Raw genomic sequence first — 16,082 nt, 5'->3', positions numbered from 1 at the left:
GGGGAGGATAGCCCGATGATCTGGTTGGACAACACGCGCATCGTCGCGATATTTGCCGTGATACTGCTGCACGTGGCGGCGAACGTCGTGCTCGAGGCGGAAGTCGGCTCCGCCTACTGGTGGTTCGGCAACCTGTACGACTCGCTGGTCCGCTGGTGCGTTCCGGTCTTCATCATGGTCAGCGGCGCACTCCTGCTCGATCCGCAGAAGCAGGAAGATCTGAAGACCTTCTATACCAAACGCCTCTCCCGGATCCTGATACCGCTGCTCTTCTGGTCCGTTTTCTTCCTGCTCTGGCAAGCCGCGGCGGGCCTTTCGAACGGCAACGCCCCGACGTCGTTGCAACTGCTCAAGCTGCTGCTGGCCGGCACCCCCTATTACCACATGTGGTTTTTGTACATGATCACCGGCCTGTACCTGTTCACGCCCTTCTTCCGCAAGATCATCCAGGCCTCGACCCGAGAGGAGCTGGTCGTGCTCGTCGCTCTGGCCTTCGTCCTCGCGGCCGCCAGCTACGCCTACCAGTGCCTGCGCCCCGGCGGACCGGCGTTGTTCGTCGACTGGTTTCTCTGGTACATCCCCTTCTTCTTTCTCGGCCACCTGATCCACACGGACCGGCGCACGCCCTCCAGGGCCTGGTTGTCGCTGGTGTTCTTCCTCTCGGCCGCGCTCACGGCGAGCGGCTGCTATCTGCTCGCCAGATATGCCGACCTCGGCAAGGGGTTGTACTTCTACGGTTATCTGAGCGTCACCGTCATTCCCATGTCCATCAGCGTGATGTATCTGCTGAAATACTGGGAAAGACCGATCCTGAATACCCGCTTCACCCGAACGACCGCTTCTCTCACCTTCGGCATCTATCTGATCCATCCGGCGATCTGGGACGTTCTGCACCATTACTGGCCGCAGCGGGCGGAATCGCATTCGGCAATCCTGATTCCCCTGGCGGCGATAACGATCTTTTCCCTGTCATTGCCCACGGCCTGGCTCATCCAGGCAATTCCGCCGCTCAAAAGGACCATTTGATTGCCACTGCCCCTTATTCGGGCCAGCCACTATTGGCTGGTCCGAATAGTGGCCGGCCCGTCGACAAGAATGAAATGAATGGCTCGAACTAAACGACGAAAACGTGGCGCCCCATCGATGACGAAGTTGCGCTCCGGAAACGATGAACATGCCGTTCAGGAAAAGTCCGGCAACCACTAATCAGAAAGCGCCGGAGCAAGACGAACAAGTATTGTGCGACCGGAAACTCGAACTAGTCTGACCCTCGAACAGTCTCCCGCAAGTTAGCCCGGCGGCAGTGAAACAGAGGATCGAAGTTGCTGCCGACCATGACTTAGCAAAGTGACGCCACATGGCGGGAGTTCGTGCCAGTGCGTATCGGCAGTTCCGCAACTGGTCGCACCGATCGGTAACGGTAATGGCGGTAGCCTGTCTTTCCCCGCAGCGCCCCGCTTCCGCCCCGTTCCGCATGCCTCGCCGGATTTTCCGGAAAAACTCCGCCGCCGGCATACCGGCACGGCGCTACGTCCCGTTGCCAGCGAGCGAGACCACTCCCACTCAGGAAGGAGGCAGCGAGCGCAGGGGTAGCCAGGCCGCCGTGCGATCCCTCCCCCGCTCGCCGTACACGATGAAGCGACTCATCCGGTCCCTGTTCGCCGCAGGACTCGTCCTGACGAGCCAGCCGCCTCGAGCCGAAGATGCGGTCGGAAAGCTGGTCATCCGGCTGCCCGCCTACGGCGCCAACATCGACCAGACCTCCGTGTCCGGCCTCTCGTCCGGCGCCTTCATGGCCTCGCAGCTCTACGTGGCGCTCTCCGACATCATGGTGGGCGCCGGCATCGTCGCCGGGGGGCCCTATCTGTGCGCGAAGTCGTGGATGGACAAGACCCTGCTGGAGAACGCCACGACGACCTGCATGCATCCCCTGACGCCCGACGACGCACCCAATACCCCGGAGCTGATCCGCTACGCCAGGCAGTTGGCCGAGGACGGATTCATCCCCCGGCTGGAGAATCTCGCGGACGACCGCCTCTATCTGTTCAGCGGGACCCGCGACCCGGTCGTCACCACCGCGGTGGTGGATCAGACCGCCGCGTTCTTCGAGGAGGTGGGCGTACCCGCAACGTCCATCCGCTACGACAGGAGCGTCGCGGCCGGCCACGCGCTGATCACCGACGACCGGGCGGACACGGCGTGCGCGCTGACCGAGCCGCCGTTCATCAACGACTGCGGCTTCGAACAGTCCCGCGAGATCCTCCGGCAGATCTACCCGGACCTGAAGCCGCCGGCCGATCGCCTGAGCGGCGACGTCGTCGCCTTCGATCAGCGGGAGTTCATCGACTCGGCCAACACCAGCATGAGCGACACGGGTTACGTCTACGTGCCGCAGGCCTGCCAGGACGGAGTGAGCTGCCCGGTCCACGTGGTGTTCCACGGTTGCCTGCAGGGCGCGGAAGTCATCGGCGACCGCTACTACGCCCATACCGGCTACAACGAAATGGCCGAGGCCAACAACCTCATCATGCTCTATCCCCAGGTGCGGCCCTCCCGCGAAACGCCGCCGAATCCCCAAGGCTGCTGGGATTTCTGGGGCTATTCCTCGCCGGATAGCGCAACTCCCGACTACTTCACCCGCAACGCCCCGCAATTGCGCGCCATCTACCGGATGCTCAACCGTCTGGCCCAGGACAGACCCTGACCGCCCGCCTACCCACAGGAGGCCCCCATGGATAACGTCACCAGCCCGAATGCCGGAATCGATACCAAGCTGTCCGAAGCGCTCAAGCACTGGAGCGACTATGCCAGCGAAAGCCCGCAGAGCCTGCAGGCCCTGTTCGGGTCATTCAACCCGCTCAAGGACAACGTCCAGATCGTGCAGCACATGCTGCAGGCCCTGTACCTCGGCTGGACGCCGGCCAGCCTGGGCCGGATGAACCCCACGGCCCTGACCGACGCCTGCCGGGAACTGGCCGAACTCCAGAAGGCCGCCCAGGACAAGGGCACCGACTGCTGCCAGCGCTTCCTGAACACGACCCTGAGCGTCGGCCAGCAGATCGCCGAGTCCGTGCAAGGCGCCGCTTCCCCGCAGGACTTCCTGGGCTCCTACCTGGACGCCAGCCTCGGCATCCTCAGGCAGTACGAGTACAACGCCAGAGCCCAGGCCACCGCCTTCGGCCAGATCCAGTCGGCCTACAGGGCCTGGCTGCAGAAGACGCTGGAAAACCTGTACGCACAGCCGATGGCGGAGACGGGCGCGACTTCCTCGCTGCCCGCGCCTACCTCGACTCAGGACAAGAGCGGCAGCGCCTGAACCTCGGCCGGCTCAGCCCTGCTGCGACAGGATCGCTTCGAGCAGGCCCGGGAAACGTGCGTCCATCTCCTCGCGGCGCAGCGAGTTGATGTGGGTGGTCCCTGCGCTGCGGGTGCAGACCAGGCCCGCATCGCGCAGGACCCGGAAATGGTGGGAGACGCTCGACTTCGGGCGGCCGCCGTCGAGTTCGCTGCAGCTGGCCTCGCCCAGGGCGGCGAGGCGGCGGACGATCTCCAGGCGCACCGGATCGCTCAAGGCGTAGAGAACGCGCTCGAGGACGAATTCGCCGGCGGTGGGGTGCTTGAAGGGTCGCATGGGCGGAATCATACACGATGGGGGTGTTCATCATCCATTTGTTCGAATATTATCGAACAATAGAATTTGACCATCCCGTATGAGGAGTTCCCATGTCCGCGCTGTTCCAACCGTACAAGCTGAAGGATGTCACCCTGCGCAATCGCATCGCCGTTCCGCCCATGTGCGTGTACATGGCCAACGACGGCCTGATCAACGACTGGCACAAGGTACATTACTCCAGCATCGCCCGCGGCGGCGCGGGGCTGGTGATCGTCGAGGCCACCGCGGTCTCGCCGGAAGGCCGCATTTCCCCCAACTGCCCGGGGATCTGGAACGACCAGTTGGCCCAGGCCTTCGTGCCGGTGGTCCAGGCCATCAAGGCCGAGGGCGCCGTGCCCGGCCTCCAGATCGCCCACGCCGGGCGCAAGGCCAGCGCCAACCGTCCCTGGGAAGGCGACGACCACATCGCCGAGAGCGATCCGCGCGGCTGGCAGACCATCGCCCCCTCGGCCATCCCCTTCGGCCATCACCTGCCGAAGGCGCCCAAGGCCATGACCCTGGAAGACATCGCCCGGGTGCGGGACGATTTCGTCGCCGCGGCGTGTCGGGCGCGCGATGCCGGCTTCGAGTGGCTGGAGCTGCACTTCGCCCACGGCTACCTGGCCCAGAGTTTCTTCTCCGAGCATTCCAACCGGCGCACCGATGCCTACGGCGGCAGCTTCGACAACCGCTGCCGTTTCCTGCTGGAGACCCTGGCGGCGGTCCGCGAGGTATGGCCGGAGCACCTGCCGCTGACCGCCCGCTTCGGAGTGATCGAGTTCGACGGCCGGGACGAGCAGACCTTCGCCGAATCCATCGAACTGGCCCGGCGCTTCAAGCAGACCGGCCTGGACCTGCTCAGCGTCAGCATCGGCTTCACCATCGCGGACACCGACATTCCCTGGGCGCCCGGCTTCATGGGGCCGATCGCCGAGCGGGTCCGCCGCGAGGCGGAGATCCCGGTGGCGTCGGCCTGGGGCTTCGGCACGCCGGCGGTCGCCGAGCGGGCCGTCAAGGAAGGCCAGCTGGACCTGGCCATGATCGGCCGCGCCCACCTGGCCGACCCGCACTGGCCCTATGTCGCGGCCTGCGAGCTGGGCATCGAGCGCCCGTCCTGGACGCTGCCCGCGCCCTACGCCCACTGGCTGGAACGCTACTGAACCGCACGCCCACGAAAAAGGCGGCCTTTCGGCCGCCTTTTTCGTTTCCCCGCTCCCGCTCAGCGCCCCGCCCCCTGCAGCGCGCCGAGCGCCTGCGGCTTGGCGAAGAGATAGGTCGTCACACAGCACCACAGCAGTCCGCCCACCGCCAGCAGGCCGCCTACGGTGCCCACTTCGGCGAGCGCCCAGTGGCTGCTCACCACGCTGCCGAGCAGGGCGCCGCCGCCGATGCCGATGTTGTAGATGCCCGAATGGAGGGACATCGCCACGTCGGTGGCGTCCGGGGCCAGGGTCAGGACCTTGGATTGCAGCACCAGCCCGAAGCACATGATGGCCATTCCCCAGAGCACGCTCAGCACAGCGATGTACCCGGGCTGCCGGACGAAGGGCAACAGCAGCAGCAGGGACAGAGCCAGCGCGGCGATGGTGACGATCAGCAGGCCCCGCGGATAGCGGTTGTTGAGCAGGCTGAAGAGGATCGAGCCGAAGATGCCGGCGCCGCCGAACAGCAGCAGCAGGAAGGTGGTCATCTCGCCGCTCAGCTGGCCCACGACCTGGGCGAAGGGCTCGATGTAGCTGTAGGCGGTGAACTGCGCGGTGATGACCACCGCGGTCAGGACATAGAGCGACACCAGCGCCGGACGCCGGAACAGCACCGGCAGGCTCCTCAGCGAGCCCGAGTTCTGGCTGGGCAGCAGCGGCAGCGTCCGCCACAGCCACAGTACGGTGAGGGTGGACACCACCGCAATCGACATGAAGGTGGTGCGCCAGCCCAGCGCCTCGCCGACCACCCGCCCGAGGGGGATGCCCAGGACCATGGCCAGCGAGGTACCGGTCGCCAGCAGGCCGAGGGCCTGGGACTGCTTGCCGGGCGGCGCCACGCGCACCGCCAGGGAAGCGGTGATCGACCAGAACACCGCATGCGCGAGGGCGATGCCGATCCGGCTCAGCAGCAGGACGGCGAAGCTCGAGGCCACGGCCGACAGGGCGTGGCTGACGATGAACAGGGCGAACACGCCCAGCAGCAGCTTGCGCCGCTCGATGTTGCGGGTCAGCAGCATCATCGGCAGGGAGGTGAGGGAAACCACCCAGGCGTAGATCGTCAGCATCAGGCCGACCTGGGCGGTGGTCAGGCCGAAACTGTCGCCGATGGCGCTCAGTAGGCCGACGGGAACGAACTCGGTGGTGTTGAAGATGAAGGCCGCCAGGGCCAGCGCGATCACGCTCAGCCAGCTTCCGGCGCGAGCATTCGGGGAGGTGTTCATGTAATGGGGTGCAACGCTCGGCGAGCATTCCGGCGGCAGGGGCCGTTCGCCGGACACGTCGAGAACGCACCCGGCACCTGCACGGAAGGCTTGGGACACGAACCCACACCCAAAAAGCCGGCGCACCGACGCCTCCCGTGCTCGAAGCCGGGTGCGGCGCAGTGGACGGATTATTGTGAGTATGGGGGGGAGACGGCCAGAGGACGGATTCTACGTTGCGCTTACCCGTGCCTCAACACGCCCGTGCCGGGAATCGCCGTTTCGATCCGTCGACTGCAATTATCGGCGCATATTCGTGTCACGCGGCCGACGTCAAATAACGGGCACTTTGCCAATACCGCGGTTATTCATCGGCAAGGGCACTTGCATATAAACGCCGACCGGAAGAGTTCGAGGCTGCAATACGACCCCGGCATGAAAAGTTCGCACGCCTTATGTCGCCGATAGTTGCCGGAATTCCAATAACCGTCTTGCGGGAAATCGCGACCATTGATCGGCGATTGCCCGGGAGAAATGGAAGATCCGCACTTGCAAACTATCCTAGCTTCAATCCCGATCCGGCATTGTCTTTCAAGGGGACTGCATTTCCCTAATAAGGACATCGTCGTCGCAACATGACGGCTGCGCCGTTTTTCGGGTGGCCGCCCCGTGAAAACCGCGGGCCGGCGGGGCTCCGGCGCCAGGCCATGGCCGAGGCATGGCGGTAGCGTGGCCGCCCGGCACCGGGGCACGGAATAGGGTCTGGATATATTCGAAGCCCGACGACTCGAAGTTAGCGAACACCCATTCGACGGCACTCGCTGGTTCAAGCCAAGTGCGCTCGAGTGATTTCAGCACCGACGGAAATCAGTCACCTCCGCATTAAGTCACCTCTGCACTAAAGAGGAACTAGAGGAACTTCGAATGGCCTTCTTTCCGGTCTTCCTGTCGGTGGTATTCATCGTTCGCAATCAGGCGGAACATCTCCAGGAAATACTCGCCCATGCCGCCGAAGGCATTGCCTCATTGGTCATCGATTACGAACTCATCGTCGTCGACAACGCCTCGGACCAGGACAGCATCCCGGTACTGCGCGAACTCGCCGGGGAGGACGGCCTGCCCAACCTGCAGGTCTACGCCCTGACCAAGGAAGTGGATTCCGACACCGCCGCCTGGGTGGGCCTGGAGAACGCGCTGGGGGACTTCGTCGCGGTCATCGACCCGCTGATCGACGACATCGACTTCCTCCCGCAGATGCTCGACCAAGTGGTCAACGGTGCCGACGTGGTGTTCGCCCGCAACCGCCAGAAGCCCGCCCAGAGCCTCGCCTACCGCGGCGCCTGCGCCGTGTTCAACGGGCTGTACAAGCGTTTCAACGGCATCCACCTGGCCCGGGAGGCGCCCCAGTACCGCATCCTGAGCAAGCGGGTGGTCAACTTCATCCTCCAGCATCCGCAGCCGGCACTGACCTACCGCAGCCTGCCGGCGACCGCCGGCTTCGCCCGGGTCAACCTCGACTACAGCGCGCCGCCCCGGCTGTCGCGGCGCAAGCGCCTGGGCGCGAGCGTCGACCGCGGCATGCGCCTGCTGGTCTCGACCCCCCGTGGGCCGCTGCGGCTGGTCACCACGCTGTCGCTGTTCGGCGCGGTGGCCAATCTGCTGTATTCCCTGTACGTGGTGGCCGTCGCCGTGCTGAAGAGCGACGTCGCCCCCGGCTGGGTCAGCCTGTCGCTGCAGCAGTCGGGCATGTTCTTCCTGATCTCGCTGGTGCTGCTGGTGCTGGGCGAATACATCCTGCAGATGGCCCGGCTGTCCAACGAGGGGCCGCTCTATCACATCGGCCAGGAGTTCACCAGCGCGCGCCTGACCCGGCGCGAGCGGCTGAACGTCGAGGAGGCCGCGCCGCTCGCGGCGCAGCCCGGCCTGAACGAACGGCGCCATGTCCGCCGCTGACGAGCGCCAGGACGCCGTGGTCATCGGCGGCGGCTTCTACGGCGCGGCCATCGCCCTCTACCTGGCCCGCCGCCGCGGCTTCCGCCGCACCCTGCTGGTGGAGCGGGAAGCGGCGCTGCTGAGCCGCGCCTCGTACAACAACCAGGCACGGGTGCACAACGGCTACCACTACCCACGCTGCCTCACCACCGCCTACCGCAGCCGGATCAACCTGCCCCGCTTCGTGCAGGACTGGCCGCAGGCGGTGAAGCGCGACTTCACCGCGCTCTACGCCGTCGCCCGACGCAACTCCAGGGTCACGGCCCGGCAGTTCGAGCGCTTCTGCCGGGAGATCGGCGCGCCGATCGAGCCGGCCGGACCGGAGCTGCGCGGGCTGTTCGAGCCGCAGCTGATCGAGGCGGTGTTCCGCGTCGAGGAATACGCCTTCGACAGCACCGCGCTGGCCGCCTGGGCCGGACGCGAGCTGGAGGCGAGCGCGGTGCAGGTCCGGCTCGGCACCCGCGCCACGGCGGTGTCCCGGGGACCGCGGAACGTCTTGCGGGTGGCCCTGCGGCCCGAGCGGGGCGACGAGGAGCGGGTGGACTGCCGCTACGTGTTCAACTGCACCTACAGCGGCCTCAACCAGTTGCTGACCGACGGCCCGGACCACCACGCCGGGCTCAAGCAGGAGATCGCGGAAATGGCGCTGATCGAGGCCCCGCCCGCGCTCGCCGGCCTGGGCATCACCGTCATGGACGGGCCCTTCTTCTCGCTGATGCCGTTCCCCGCCCGGAACCTGCACAGCCTCTCCCACGTGCGCTACACGCCGCACCTGCACTGGGAGGACGCGGCCGGCATCGACCCCTACCGCAAGCTCGAGGGCTACCCGCGGACCTCGCGCTTCGACCGCATGCTCAGGGACGTGGGGCGCTATCTCCCCGCCGTGCTCGACGCCACATACGTCGAGTCGCTGTTCGAGGTGAAGACGGTGCTGCAGAAGAACGAGGGAGACGACGGCCGACCCATCCTGTTCGAGCGGCACCCCGGTCTGCCGGGCTGCTTCTCGATCCTGGGCGGGAAGATCGACAACATCTACGACGTACTGGAAAGGCTCGAAGATGCGCTATAACAAGCTCGCAGCCACCGCGTATTTCCTGTTGCTCACCACGGTCCTGTTCCTGTCCGGCTACCAGAACCGCTTCGGCATCGCGCCCGACGACTTCTACCGACAGTTCCAGCAGGACTCCGAAGCCCTGGTGCTGGGCCGGATAGTCGCCAGCGAGTACGGCCGGCGCCTCCCCGAACACGCCAACCTGGGCTACGCCTCGGTCCGGTTCTTCGCCTACCGGCCCGAATACATCCTGCAGTCCTATGCGCTACTCGGCCGCAGGGCGCTGGCCGACATCAAGGTCGCCGCCGACCGGGTCGAGACCGAGAACCGCGCCGGCGCGGCGCAGCCGGCCTCGAGCATCACCGTGGAATACAACCCGACGCTGGAGGACTACATCGGCCGGAAGATCCTGCTCGACCCGACGCCGCGGGTCATCACCTCCGTCACCCGCTCCGGCCCCTTCGCCAGCCTGCACGTCTCCGGCCCGGTGCTGGGCCAGCTCGACCCGGCCAGGCCGATCACCCTCTCCGGCGCGCGGGTCGAGGCCGACGCCATCGCTCTCACGCCCTACCTCTCCCAGTTCGGCCTGCAGGGAATGGTGTTCTCCGAACTCTACCGGGACCTCGGCGGCAACCTGCACCGGCTCTACGGGCTGAACAGCCTGGCCTTCGCCCTGACCATCGTCGCCCTCGCCTTCCTCTACGGGCGGATCTTCCCGAAGACCTTCACCGCGCTGTTCTTCCTGACCATCGCCCTGTCGCCGTGGATCACCTCGTTCGCCCGCAACCTCTACTGGGTCCCCTTCTCCTGGTTCCTGCCGGCGGTGCTGGCCGCCGCCTGGTTCCTCGCCGGCAGCCGGCGGCAGCGCGCGCTCTACGGCGTGCTGCTGTACCTGGCCTTCCTGGCCAAATGCCTGGCCGGCTACGAGTACATCTCCTCGATCATCCTCCTGGCCGCCGCGCCCTTCCTCTACGCCTTCTTCCAGCCGGGCGCCGGGCAGTCGCGGGCCCGGGCGGCCCGGGGCTTTTGCGCCGTCTGCCTGATCGGCGTCGCCGGCTTCGCCAGCGCCCTGCTGATCCACGCCGGGCTGCGCGGCGACACGCTGCTCGCCGGCCTACGCTCGATCTACGAGCTGGACGTGAAGCGGCGGACCTACGGCGATCCCTACGCCTTCGGCAGCGAGCTGTTCGCCGCGCTCTCGGCCTCGCCGCTGTCCGTGCTCAAGACCTACATCCTGTCCTGGCACACCGAGCTGGTCCCCTTCGTGCCGGGACTGGCGTTCGCCGCCCTGCTGCTCGGCGCCGCGCTGACGCTGCTCTACAAGTGGAGCCTGTCGGCGAAGGACGCCGCCGCCGAGATCGGCCTGTTCGTCGCCTTCCTCCTGCCGCCGATCTCCTGGTTCGTCCTGGCCAAGGGGCACTCCGGCATACACACCCACATCAACTACGTGCTGTGGTACTTCGGCTTCGTCGCCACCCTCGCCTACCTCTGTCTCGACGGTCTGAGGACGGCCGCCCGTTCGATCCATTCCCGAATCCCGAGAGCCAAGACGGATAAAGCATGAACAACCATCATTCGGCACTGATCGGCTGCACCGGCTTCGTCGGCAGCACGCTGCAGAAGCAGACCCGCTTCGCCTCGCTGTACCGCTCGACCAACATCGGCCAGATCGACGGCAAGACCTTCGACACCGTGGTCTGCGCCGGGGCGCCGGCGCAGAAGTGGCTGGCCAACCGCGAGCCGGAGGCGGACCGGGCGAACATCGAAGGGCTGATCGGCCACCTGCGGACCGTCGAGTGCCGAACCTTCATCCTGATCAGTACCGTCGACGTGTTCCGCAGCCCGGTCGAGGTCTACGAGGACAGCCCGGTGGAGGAGTCCGGACTGCCCCCCTACGGCCTGCACCGGCGCTTGCTGGAGCGCTTCGTCCAGAGCCGGTTCCCCGACCACCTGATCGTCCGCCTGCCCGGACTGGTCGGCGCCGGCCTGCGCAAGAACGTCCTCTTCGACCTGCTCAACGAGCACAACCTGGAGGCCATCGAGAGCCGCAGCGTCTACCAGTTCTATCCCATGGTCCGTCTTTGGGCCGACATCCAGACCGCGCTTCACGCCGGCCTGCGCCTGGTGCACCTCACCGCGGAGCCGCTCAGCGTGGCCAGGGTCTGCCGGCACGGCTTCGGCCGGCGCTTCGACCAGACCCTGCGCGGCGCCCCGGCGCGCTACGACATGCGCACCCGCCACGGGGAGGTCTTCGCCAGCGGCGGCCACTACCTGTACAACAGCCGCCAGATCATCCAGGCCATCCGCGCCTACGTGCGCACCGAGCCGGTGGCGCGCAGGGCGGCGGGAGCACGGGCATGAGACTGGGCATCTCGAACATCGCCTGGGACGTAGCGGAGGACGAGACCATCGCCGCCCTGCTGCAGCGCCTGGGCATCGACGCCATCGACGTGGCGCCGAGCAAGTACTTCGCCGATCCGGCCGGCGCCAGCGACGAGGAGATCCGCCGCGTGCGCGACTGGTGGAACGAGCGCGGCATCGAGATCACCGGCATGCAGGCGCTGCTGTTCGGCACCAGCGGCCTCAACCTGTTCGGCCCGCCCGAATCCCAGCAGGCGATGCTCCGCCACCTGGCGGCGGTCTGCCGGATCGGCGCCGGCCTGGGGGCGACGCGCCTGGTGTTCGGCTCGCCGAATAACCGCGACCGCTCCGGGCTGACCGGCCATCAGGCGCTGGCCGTCGCCGTGCCCTTCTTCAAGCGCCTCGGCGACCTGGCCGGGGCCGCCGGCGTGCGTGTCTGCCTGGAACCCAACCCGGCCCGCTACGGCGCCAACTTCATGATGACCACGGCGGAAACCGCGATGGTGGTCGAACTGATCGGCCATCCGGCGATCCGCCTGCAGCTGGATACCGGCGCCCTGACCGTCAACGGCGAAGACCCGATCCTCGAATTGAAGAACCACGGCCACCTGATCGGCCACATCCACGCCAGCGAGCCGGACCTGCTGCCCCTGGGCGAGGGCGGCACCCGCCACGAGCAGATCTACCAGGCGCTGATCCGCCACCTACCGCGCCAGCTGGTCTGCGTCGAGATGCTGGCGACCGCCGCCGAACCGCATCCGGTTTCCGTCGAACGCGCGCTGGAATGCGCCATCCGCTGCTACCGGCCGGCCGGCCGCAGCGACGCCCCGGGAGTCGCCCCGTGAAGTGGCTGATCCTCCTGCTCGGCATCCTCGCCAACGCCTCGGCCAGCGTGCTGGTCAAGCTGGCGATGATGCCGCCGCGCAAGTTCCCCTCGCCCGGCGATCCCCTGGCGGCGCTGTCCAACTGGCCGTTCTGGCTCGGTCTGACGCTCTATGGCGGCGCCTTCCTGCTGTATGCCGCGTCCCTCGCGCGCCTGCCGCTGAACGTGGCGCACCCGGTGCTCACCTCCGGCGCGGTGGCCGCCGTCGCGCTGTTCTCGGCGCTGCTGTTCCGCGAGCATTTCCACTGGACCACCGGCACCGGCATCCTGCTGGTCCTCGCCGGCGTGGCCCTGATCACCGCCCGCGCGGCCTGAGGCGGAGCCGTGGACCTGCGCCTCGACAGCCGTCCTACCGGCCACGGCGAGTGGCAGGTCCCGGCCTTCGTCACCCGCTTCTGGCGCGGCCGGCAGCACCCCTGGTGCGTGGCGATCCCGGTGATCGACGAGGGCGTGCGGATCAGGAACCTGCTCGCCCGCATGGCCGCCCTCGGCATCGCCGGCGGCGCCGACATCCTCATCGTCGACGGCGGCAGTCGCGACGGCTCGCTGGAGCCGGAGGCGCTGCAGCGGCTGGGCGTGCGCGGCCTCTTGGTCAAGACCGGGCCGGGCCGGCTGAGCGCACAGCTGCGCTGCGCCTACGCCTTCGCCCTCGGCCGGGGCTACCAAGGCATCGTCACCATCGACGGCAACGACAAGGACGACCCCGGGTCCATCCCACGCTTCATCGCCGCCCTGGGCGAGGGCTTCGACTTCGTCCAGGCCTCGCGCTTCATCCCCGGCGGCGAGGCGGTGAACACCCCGAGATCGCGCGACCTTGCCATCCGCTTCATCCACGCGCCGCTGCTCGCCCGCTCCTCCGGCTTCCCCTGGACCGACACCACCCAGGGCTTTCGCGCCTACAGCCGGCGCCTGCTGCTCGACCCGCGGGTCGCCCCCTTCCGCCACGTCTTCCGCGGCTACGAACTGCTCGCCTACCTCTCCTACCGAGCCCCGCGGCTCGGCTACCGCTGCGTGGAGCTGCCCAGCGCCCGCCGCTACCCCAAGGGCGAGGTGCCGAGCAAGATCAGCAGCGTCCGCGGCAACCTGGCGCTGCTAGGGGTGCTCATCCGCGCCTGCCTGGGCGGCTACGACCCGCGCTGAGGCGGGCATTCCGGGCACCGCTCCGTCCGCCGCCGATTTCCCTCCAGCCGCTCCCGTCGACTACCTTAATCCCTCGTTCCTCTTCGCCCGACGGGGGCCTTCCGATGGACTCACTCACCCACGCCGTGCTCGGCGCCAGCATGCAGGGCGCGCTGCTCGGCCGCTGGCAGGGGCGCAAGGCGCTGCTGTACGGCGCGCTGCTGGCCAACCTGCCGGATCTCGACGTGCTCCTCGACTACGGCGACCCGGTGGCCAACATGACCCACCACCGCGGCTTCAGCCATTCCCTGTTCGTCCTCTCCGGCTTCTCCCTGCTGCTCGCCTGGCTGCTGCGGCGCTGGCGGCCCGATCCGCGCTACGGCGGCAAGCGGCTGCTGCTGTGCATCTGGCTGGTGCTGCTCGGCCACGTCCTGCTGGACGGCCTGACCAGCTACGGCACCCAGCTGCTCTGGCCGCTGGCCACGCCGCCGGTGGCCTGGTCCAGCGTGTTCATCATCGACCCGCTCTACACCCTGCCCCTGCTGATCGCCGTGCTGGTCGCCGCCCTCTGGGGCGTGGACGACCGCAGCCGGCGCTGGCAGTGCTGGGCGCTGGGCCTGTCTAGCCTCTACCTGGGCTTCACCCTGGCCGGCAAACAGATGGCCGAGCAGCGGGTCGAGCAGGCGCTGGCCGGCGAAGGCGTCCGCGCCGAAGCCCTGTTCAGCACGCCGGCGCCGTTCAACAGCCTGCTCTGGCGGGTGGTGGCGCTGGACGGCGAGGACTACCACGAGGCCATGGTCGGCTGGTTCGATCGCGAACCTCCCGAGCCGGTCCGCCTGCCCCGCGGCAGCCGCTGGCGCGAGGTCCTCGCCGGCTCGCCGCAGCACGCCCGGCTGGACTGGTTCAGCCGCGGGGTGCTGCGCTACGACCGGGTCGGCGAAGGCATCGTGGCGACCGACCTGCGCATGGGCATCCCCGGCTACCACCCGTTCCGCTTCGTCCTCGCCGAACGCCACGACGGGCGCTGGCAGACGTTGCCGGTGACCCGCCGGCTGCCCATGGAGCGCGGCGGCACCGAGCAGTTCCGCGCGCTCTGGCGGCGCATCTGGAACGACCGGCCGGAACTGCCGCTGCGACAATGGGCCGACCGCCTGCAGCACGGCGGCTCCCCGGCCACCGAGTTCGTCCAGGGCCGCTGAGCGGCCCTAGGCCGGCCGGCCAGCGACCTTGCCCGGCGCGACCCGCCGCAGGCGGTAGCAGCCCCAGAGGAACAGCAGCCACACCGGAATGGCGTAGACCGACGAGCGCACGCCGTCGAGCTGCAGCATGGTCAGCAGGAGGAAGCCGACGAAGGCCAGGCACAGGTAGTTGCCGAAGGGGTACCAGAGGGCCCGGAAGCTAGGCTGCACGCCCCGCGCCGTCATGGCCTTGCGGAATTTCAGGTGGGTCAGGCCGATCATCGCCCAGTTGATCACCAGGGCCGCGACCACCAGGGACATCAGCAGCTCCAGCGCGCCCTGCGGCAGCAGGTAGTTGACCAGCACGCAGAGCAGGGTCACCAGCGCCGACAGGCCGATGGCCAGCACCGGCACGCCGCGGCGGTTCACCTTCAGCAGCGCCCGCGGCGCATCGCCCTGCTCGGCCAGGCCGTAGAGCATGCGGCTGTTGCAGTAGACGCCGCTGTTGTAGACCGACAGCGCCGCGGTAAGCACCACGAAGTTGAGGACGTGCGCGGCGGCGTCGCTGCCGATCAGCGAGAAGATCCGCACGAAGGGACTGCCGCTGTAGGGGTCGCCGGCGGCGTTCAGGGTCTCCAGCAGGCCGTCCCAGGGATACAGCGCCAGCAGCACGGTGAGCGCGCCGACGTAGAAGATCAGGATGCGGTAGACCACCTGGTTGATCGCCCGGGGGATCACCCGGCGCGGCTCGCTCGCCTCGGCCGCGGTGATGCCCACCAGCTCCAGGCCGCCGAAGGAGAACATGATCAGGGCCATGGCCAGCGCCAGGCCGCGGATGCCGTTGGGGAAGAAACCGCCGTGGCGCCACAGGTTGGCGAAGCCGGCCTGCTCGCCGCCCTGCCCGCCCAGCAGCAGGTACAGGCCGAGCGCGATCATGCCGAGAATGGCCGCCACCTTGATGATGGCGAACCAGAATTCGGCCTCGCCGAAGGCCTTCACGTTGCTCAGGTTGATGGCGTTGATCAGCGCGAAGAAGGCCGCCGCCGTGGCCCAGGCGGGAATCTGCGGCCACCAGAACTGCACGTACTTGCCCACCGCGGTCAGCTCGGCCATGCCCACCAGCACGTAGAGCGCCCAGTAGTTCCAGCCGGCGAGAAAGCCGGCGTAGCGGCCCCAGTAGGCGTGGGCGAAGTGGCTGAAGGAGCCGGCCACCGGCTCCTCGACGATCATCTCGCCGAGCTGGCGCATGATCAGGAAGGCGATGAAGCCGCCGATGGCGTAGCCGAGGATCATCGACGGGCCGGCCATCTTCAGCACCCCGGCCGAGCCGAGGAACAGGCCGGTGCCGATGGCGCCGCCGAGGGCGATCAGCTGGATGTGGCGGTTCTTCAGGCCGCGCTCGAGCGGGCCGGCGTGCAGGGGAGCGTGGGACATCGCGGGAC

At 67.7% G+C, this 16,082-nt stretch carries 15 protein-coding genes; 12 read left to right on the top strand and 3 right to left on the bottom strand.

The genetic code is table 11. The features are described from left to right. The first annotated feature begins 15 nt into the window (after positions 1-15). The 3 genes from ACFOJE_RS18745 to ACFOJE_RS18735 all read left to right on the top strand — a co-directional run bounded on the left by ACFOJE_RS18745 (position 16) and on the right by ACFOJE_RS18735 (position 3,316). The gene (locus tag ACFOJE_RS18745; protein WP_377816291.1) at positions 16-1,026 is read left to right on the top strand and encodes an acyltransferase; all 1,011 of its coding nucleotides are present in this window, start codon (positions 16-18) and stop codon (positions 1,024-1,026) included. Between the two features lie 607 nt (positions 1,027-1,633). Continuing rightward, a complete protein-coding gene (locus ACFOJE_RS18740; RefSeq protein WP_377816289.1) occupies positions 1,634-2,704 on the top strand; it encodes an extracellular catalytic domain type 2 short-chain-length polyhydroxyalkanoate depolymerase in 1,071 nt (356 codons plus the stop codon). Between the two features lie 27 nt (positions 2,705-2,731). Beyond that, positions 2,732-3,316 carry a hypothetical protein gene (locus ACFOJE_RS18735; RefSeq protein WP_377816287.1) on the top strand — a complete coding sequence of 195 codons (585 nt, stop codon included), beginning with the start codon at positions 2,732-2,734 and terminating at the stop codon, positions 3,314-3,316. Positions 3,317-3,328: 12 nt separating this feature from the next. Here ACFOJE_RS18735 and ACFOJE_RS18730 read toward each other — a convergent pair whose 3' ends face one another. Beyond that, positions 3,329-3,631, bottom strand: coding sequence for an ArsR/SmtB family transcription factor (locus ACFOJE_RS18730; protein WP_377816285.1), 303 nt, complete (start codon positions 3,629-3,631; stop codon positions 3,329-3,331). 92 nt (positions 3,632-3,723) lie between these two features. On the opposite strand from ACFOJE_RS18730, the gene ACFOJE_RS18725 reads away from it, so the two are divergent. After that, entirely contained in the window at positions 3,724-4,812 is a 1,089-nt protein-coding gene (locus ACFOJE_RS18725) for an NADH:flavin oxidoreductase/NADH oxidase (protein ID WP_377816283.1), read from the top strand. 59 nt (positions 4,813-4,871) lie between these two features. Here ACFOJE_RS18725 and ACFOJE_RS18720 read toward each other — a convergent pair whose 3' ends face one another. Next, on the bottom strand, positions 4,872-6,077 hold the full coding sequence (locus ACFOJE_RS18720; protein WP_377816282.1) for a sugar transporter: 1,206 nt from the start codon (positions 6,075-6,077) through the stop codon (positions 4,872-4,874). Between the two features lie 903 nt (positions 6,078-6,980). Between ACFOJE_RS18720 and ACFOJE_RS18715 the strand changes: the two genes are divergently transcribed. From ACFOJE_RS18715 to ACFOJE_RS18680, 8 genes are all read left to right on the top strand, one after another. Further along, positions 6,981-8,009, top strand: a complete 1,029-nt coding sequence (locus ACFOJE_RS18715) for a glycosyltransferase (protein ID WP_377816280.1) — start codon at positions 6,981-6,983, stop codon at positions 8,007-8,009. Beyond that, a complete protein-coding gene (locus ACFOJE_RS18710; protein WP_377816278.1) occupies positions 7,996-9,117 on the top strand; it encodes an NAD(P)/FAD-dependent oxidoreductase in 1,122 nt (373 codons plus the stop codon). Before ACFOJE_RS18715 ends, ACFOJE_RS18710 begins: the two co-directional genes overlap by 14 nt. Further along, positions 9,107-10,663, top strand: a complete 1,557-nt coding sequence (locus ACFOJE_RS18705; protein ID WP_377816277.1) for a hypothetical protein — start codon at positions 9,107-9,109, stop codon at positions 10,661-10,663. The genes ACFOJE_RS18710 and ACFOJE_RS18705 overlap by 11 nt, the downstream gene beginning before the upstream one ends. After that, positions 10,660-11,460, top strand: coding sequence for a pyridine nucleotide transhydrogenase (locus tag ACFOJE_RS18700; protein ID WP_377816275.1), 801 nt, complete (start codon positions 10,660-10,662; stop codon positions 11,458-11,460). The genes ACFOJE_RS18705 and ACFOJE_RS18700 overlap by 4 nt, the downstream gene beginning before the upstream one ends. Further along, positions 11,457-12,305: a sugar phosphate isomerase/epimerase family protein gene (locus tag ACFOJE_RS18695; RefSeq protein ID WP_377816273.1), complete on the top strand. Its 849-nt coding sequence runs from the start codon at positions 11,457-11,459 to the stop codon at positions 12,303-12,305. Before ACFOJE_RS18700 ends, ACFOJE_RS18695 begins: the two co-directional genes overlap by 4 nt. After that, positions 12,302-12,658 carry a DMT family transporter gene (locus ACFOJE_RS18690; RefSeq protein WP_377816271.1) on the top strand — a complete coding sequence of 119 codons (357 nt, stop codon included), beginning with the start codon at positions 12,302-12,304 and terminating at the stop codon, positions 12,656-12,658. Before ACFOJE_RS18695 ends, ACFOJE_RS18690 begins: the two co-directional genes overlap by 4 nt. A gap of 9 nt (positions 12,659-12,667) precedes the next feature. Continuing rightward, positions 12,668-13,483, top strand: coding sequence for a glycosyltransferase family 2 protein (locus tag ACFOJE_RS18685; RefSeq protein ID WP_377816269.1), 816 nt, complete (start codon positions 12,668-12,670; stop codon positions 13,481-13,483). Between the two features lie 104 nt (positions 13,484-13,587). Then, the gene (locus ACFOJE_RS18680; RefSeq protein ID WP_377816267.1) at positions 13,588-14,661 is read left to right on the top strand and encodes a metal-dependent hydrolase; all 1,074 of its coding nucleotides are present in this window, start codon (positions 13,588-13,590) and stop codon (positions 14,659-14,661) included. A 6-nt stretch (positions 14,662-14,667) separates the two neighbouring features. Here ACFOJE_RS18680 and ACFOJE_RS18675 read toward each other — a convergent pair whose 3' ends face one another. Continuing rightward, positions 14,668-16,074: an amino acid permease gene (locus ACFOJE_RS18675; RefSeq protein ID WP_377816265.1), complete on the bottom strand. Its 1,407-nt coding sequence runs from the start codon at positions 16,072-16,074 to the stop codon at positions 14,668-14,670. Between the last annotated feature and the right edge of the window lie 8 nt (positions 16,075-16,082).

Origin of the sequence: Azotobacter bryophylli, from assembly GCF_042643485.1 — a bacterium.
In the GTDB taxonomy this organism is placed as follows: Bacteria; Pseudomonadota; Gammaproteobacteria; order Pseudomonadales; family Pseudomonadaceae; genus Azotobacter; species Azotobacter bryophylli.
The sequence above is the reverse complement of the archived record's forward strand: the minus strand, read 5'-3'. Positions and strand labels throughout refer to the sequence as shown.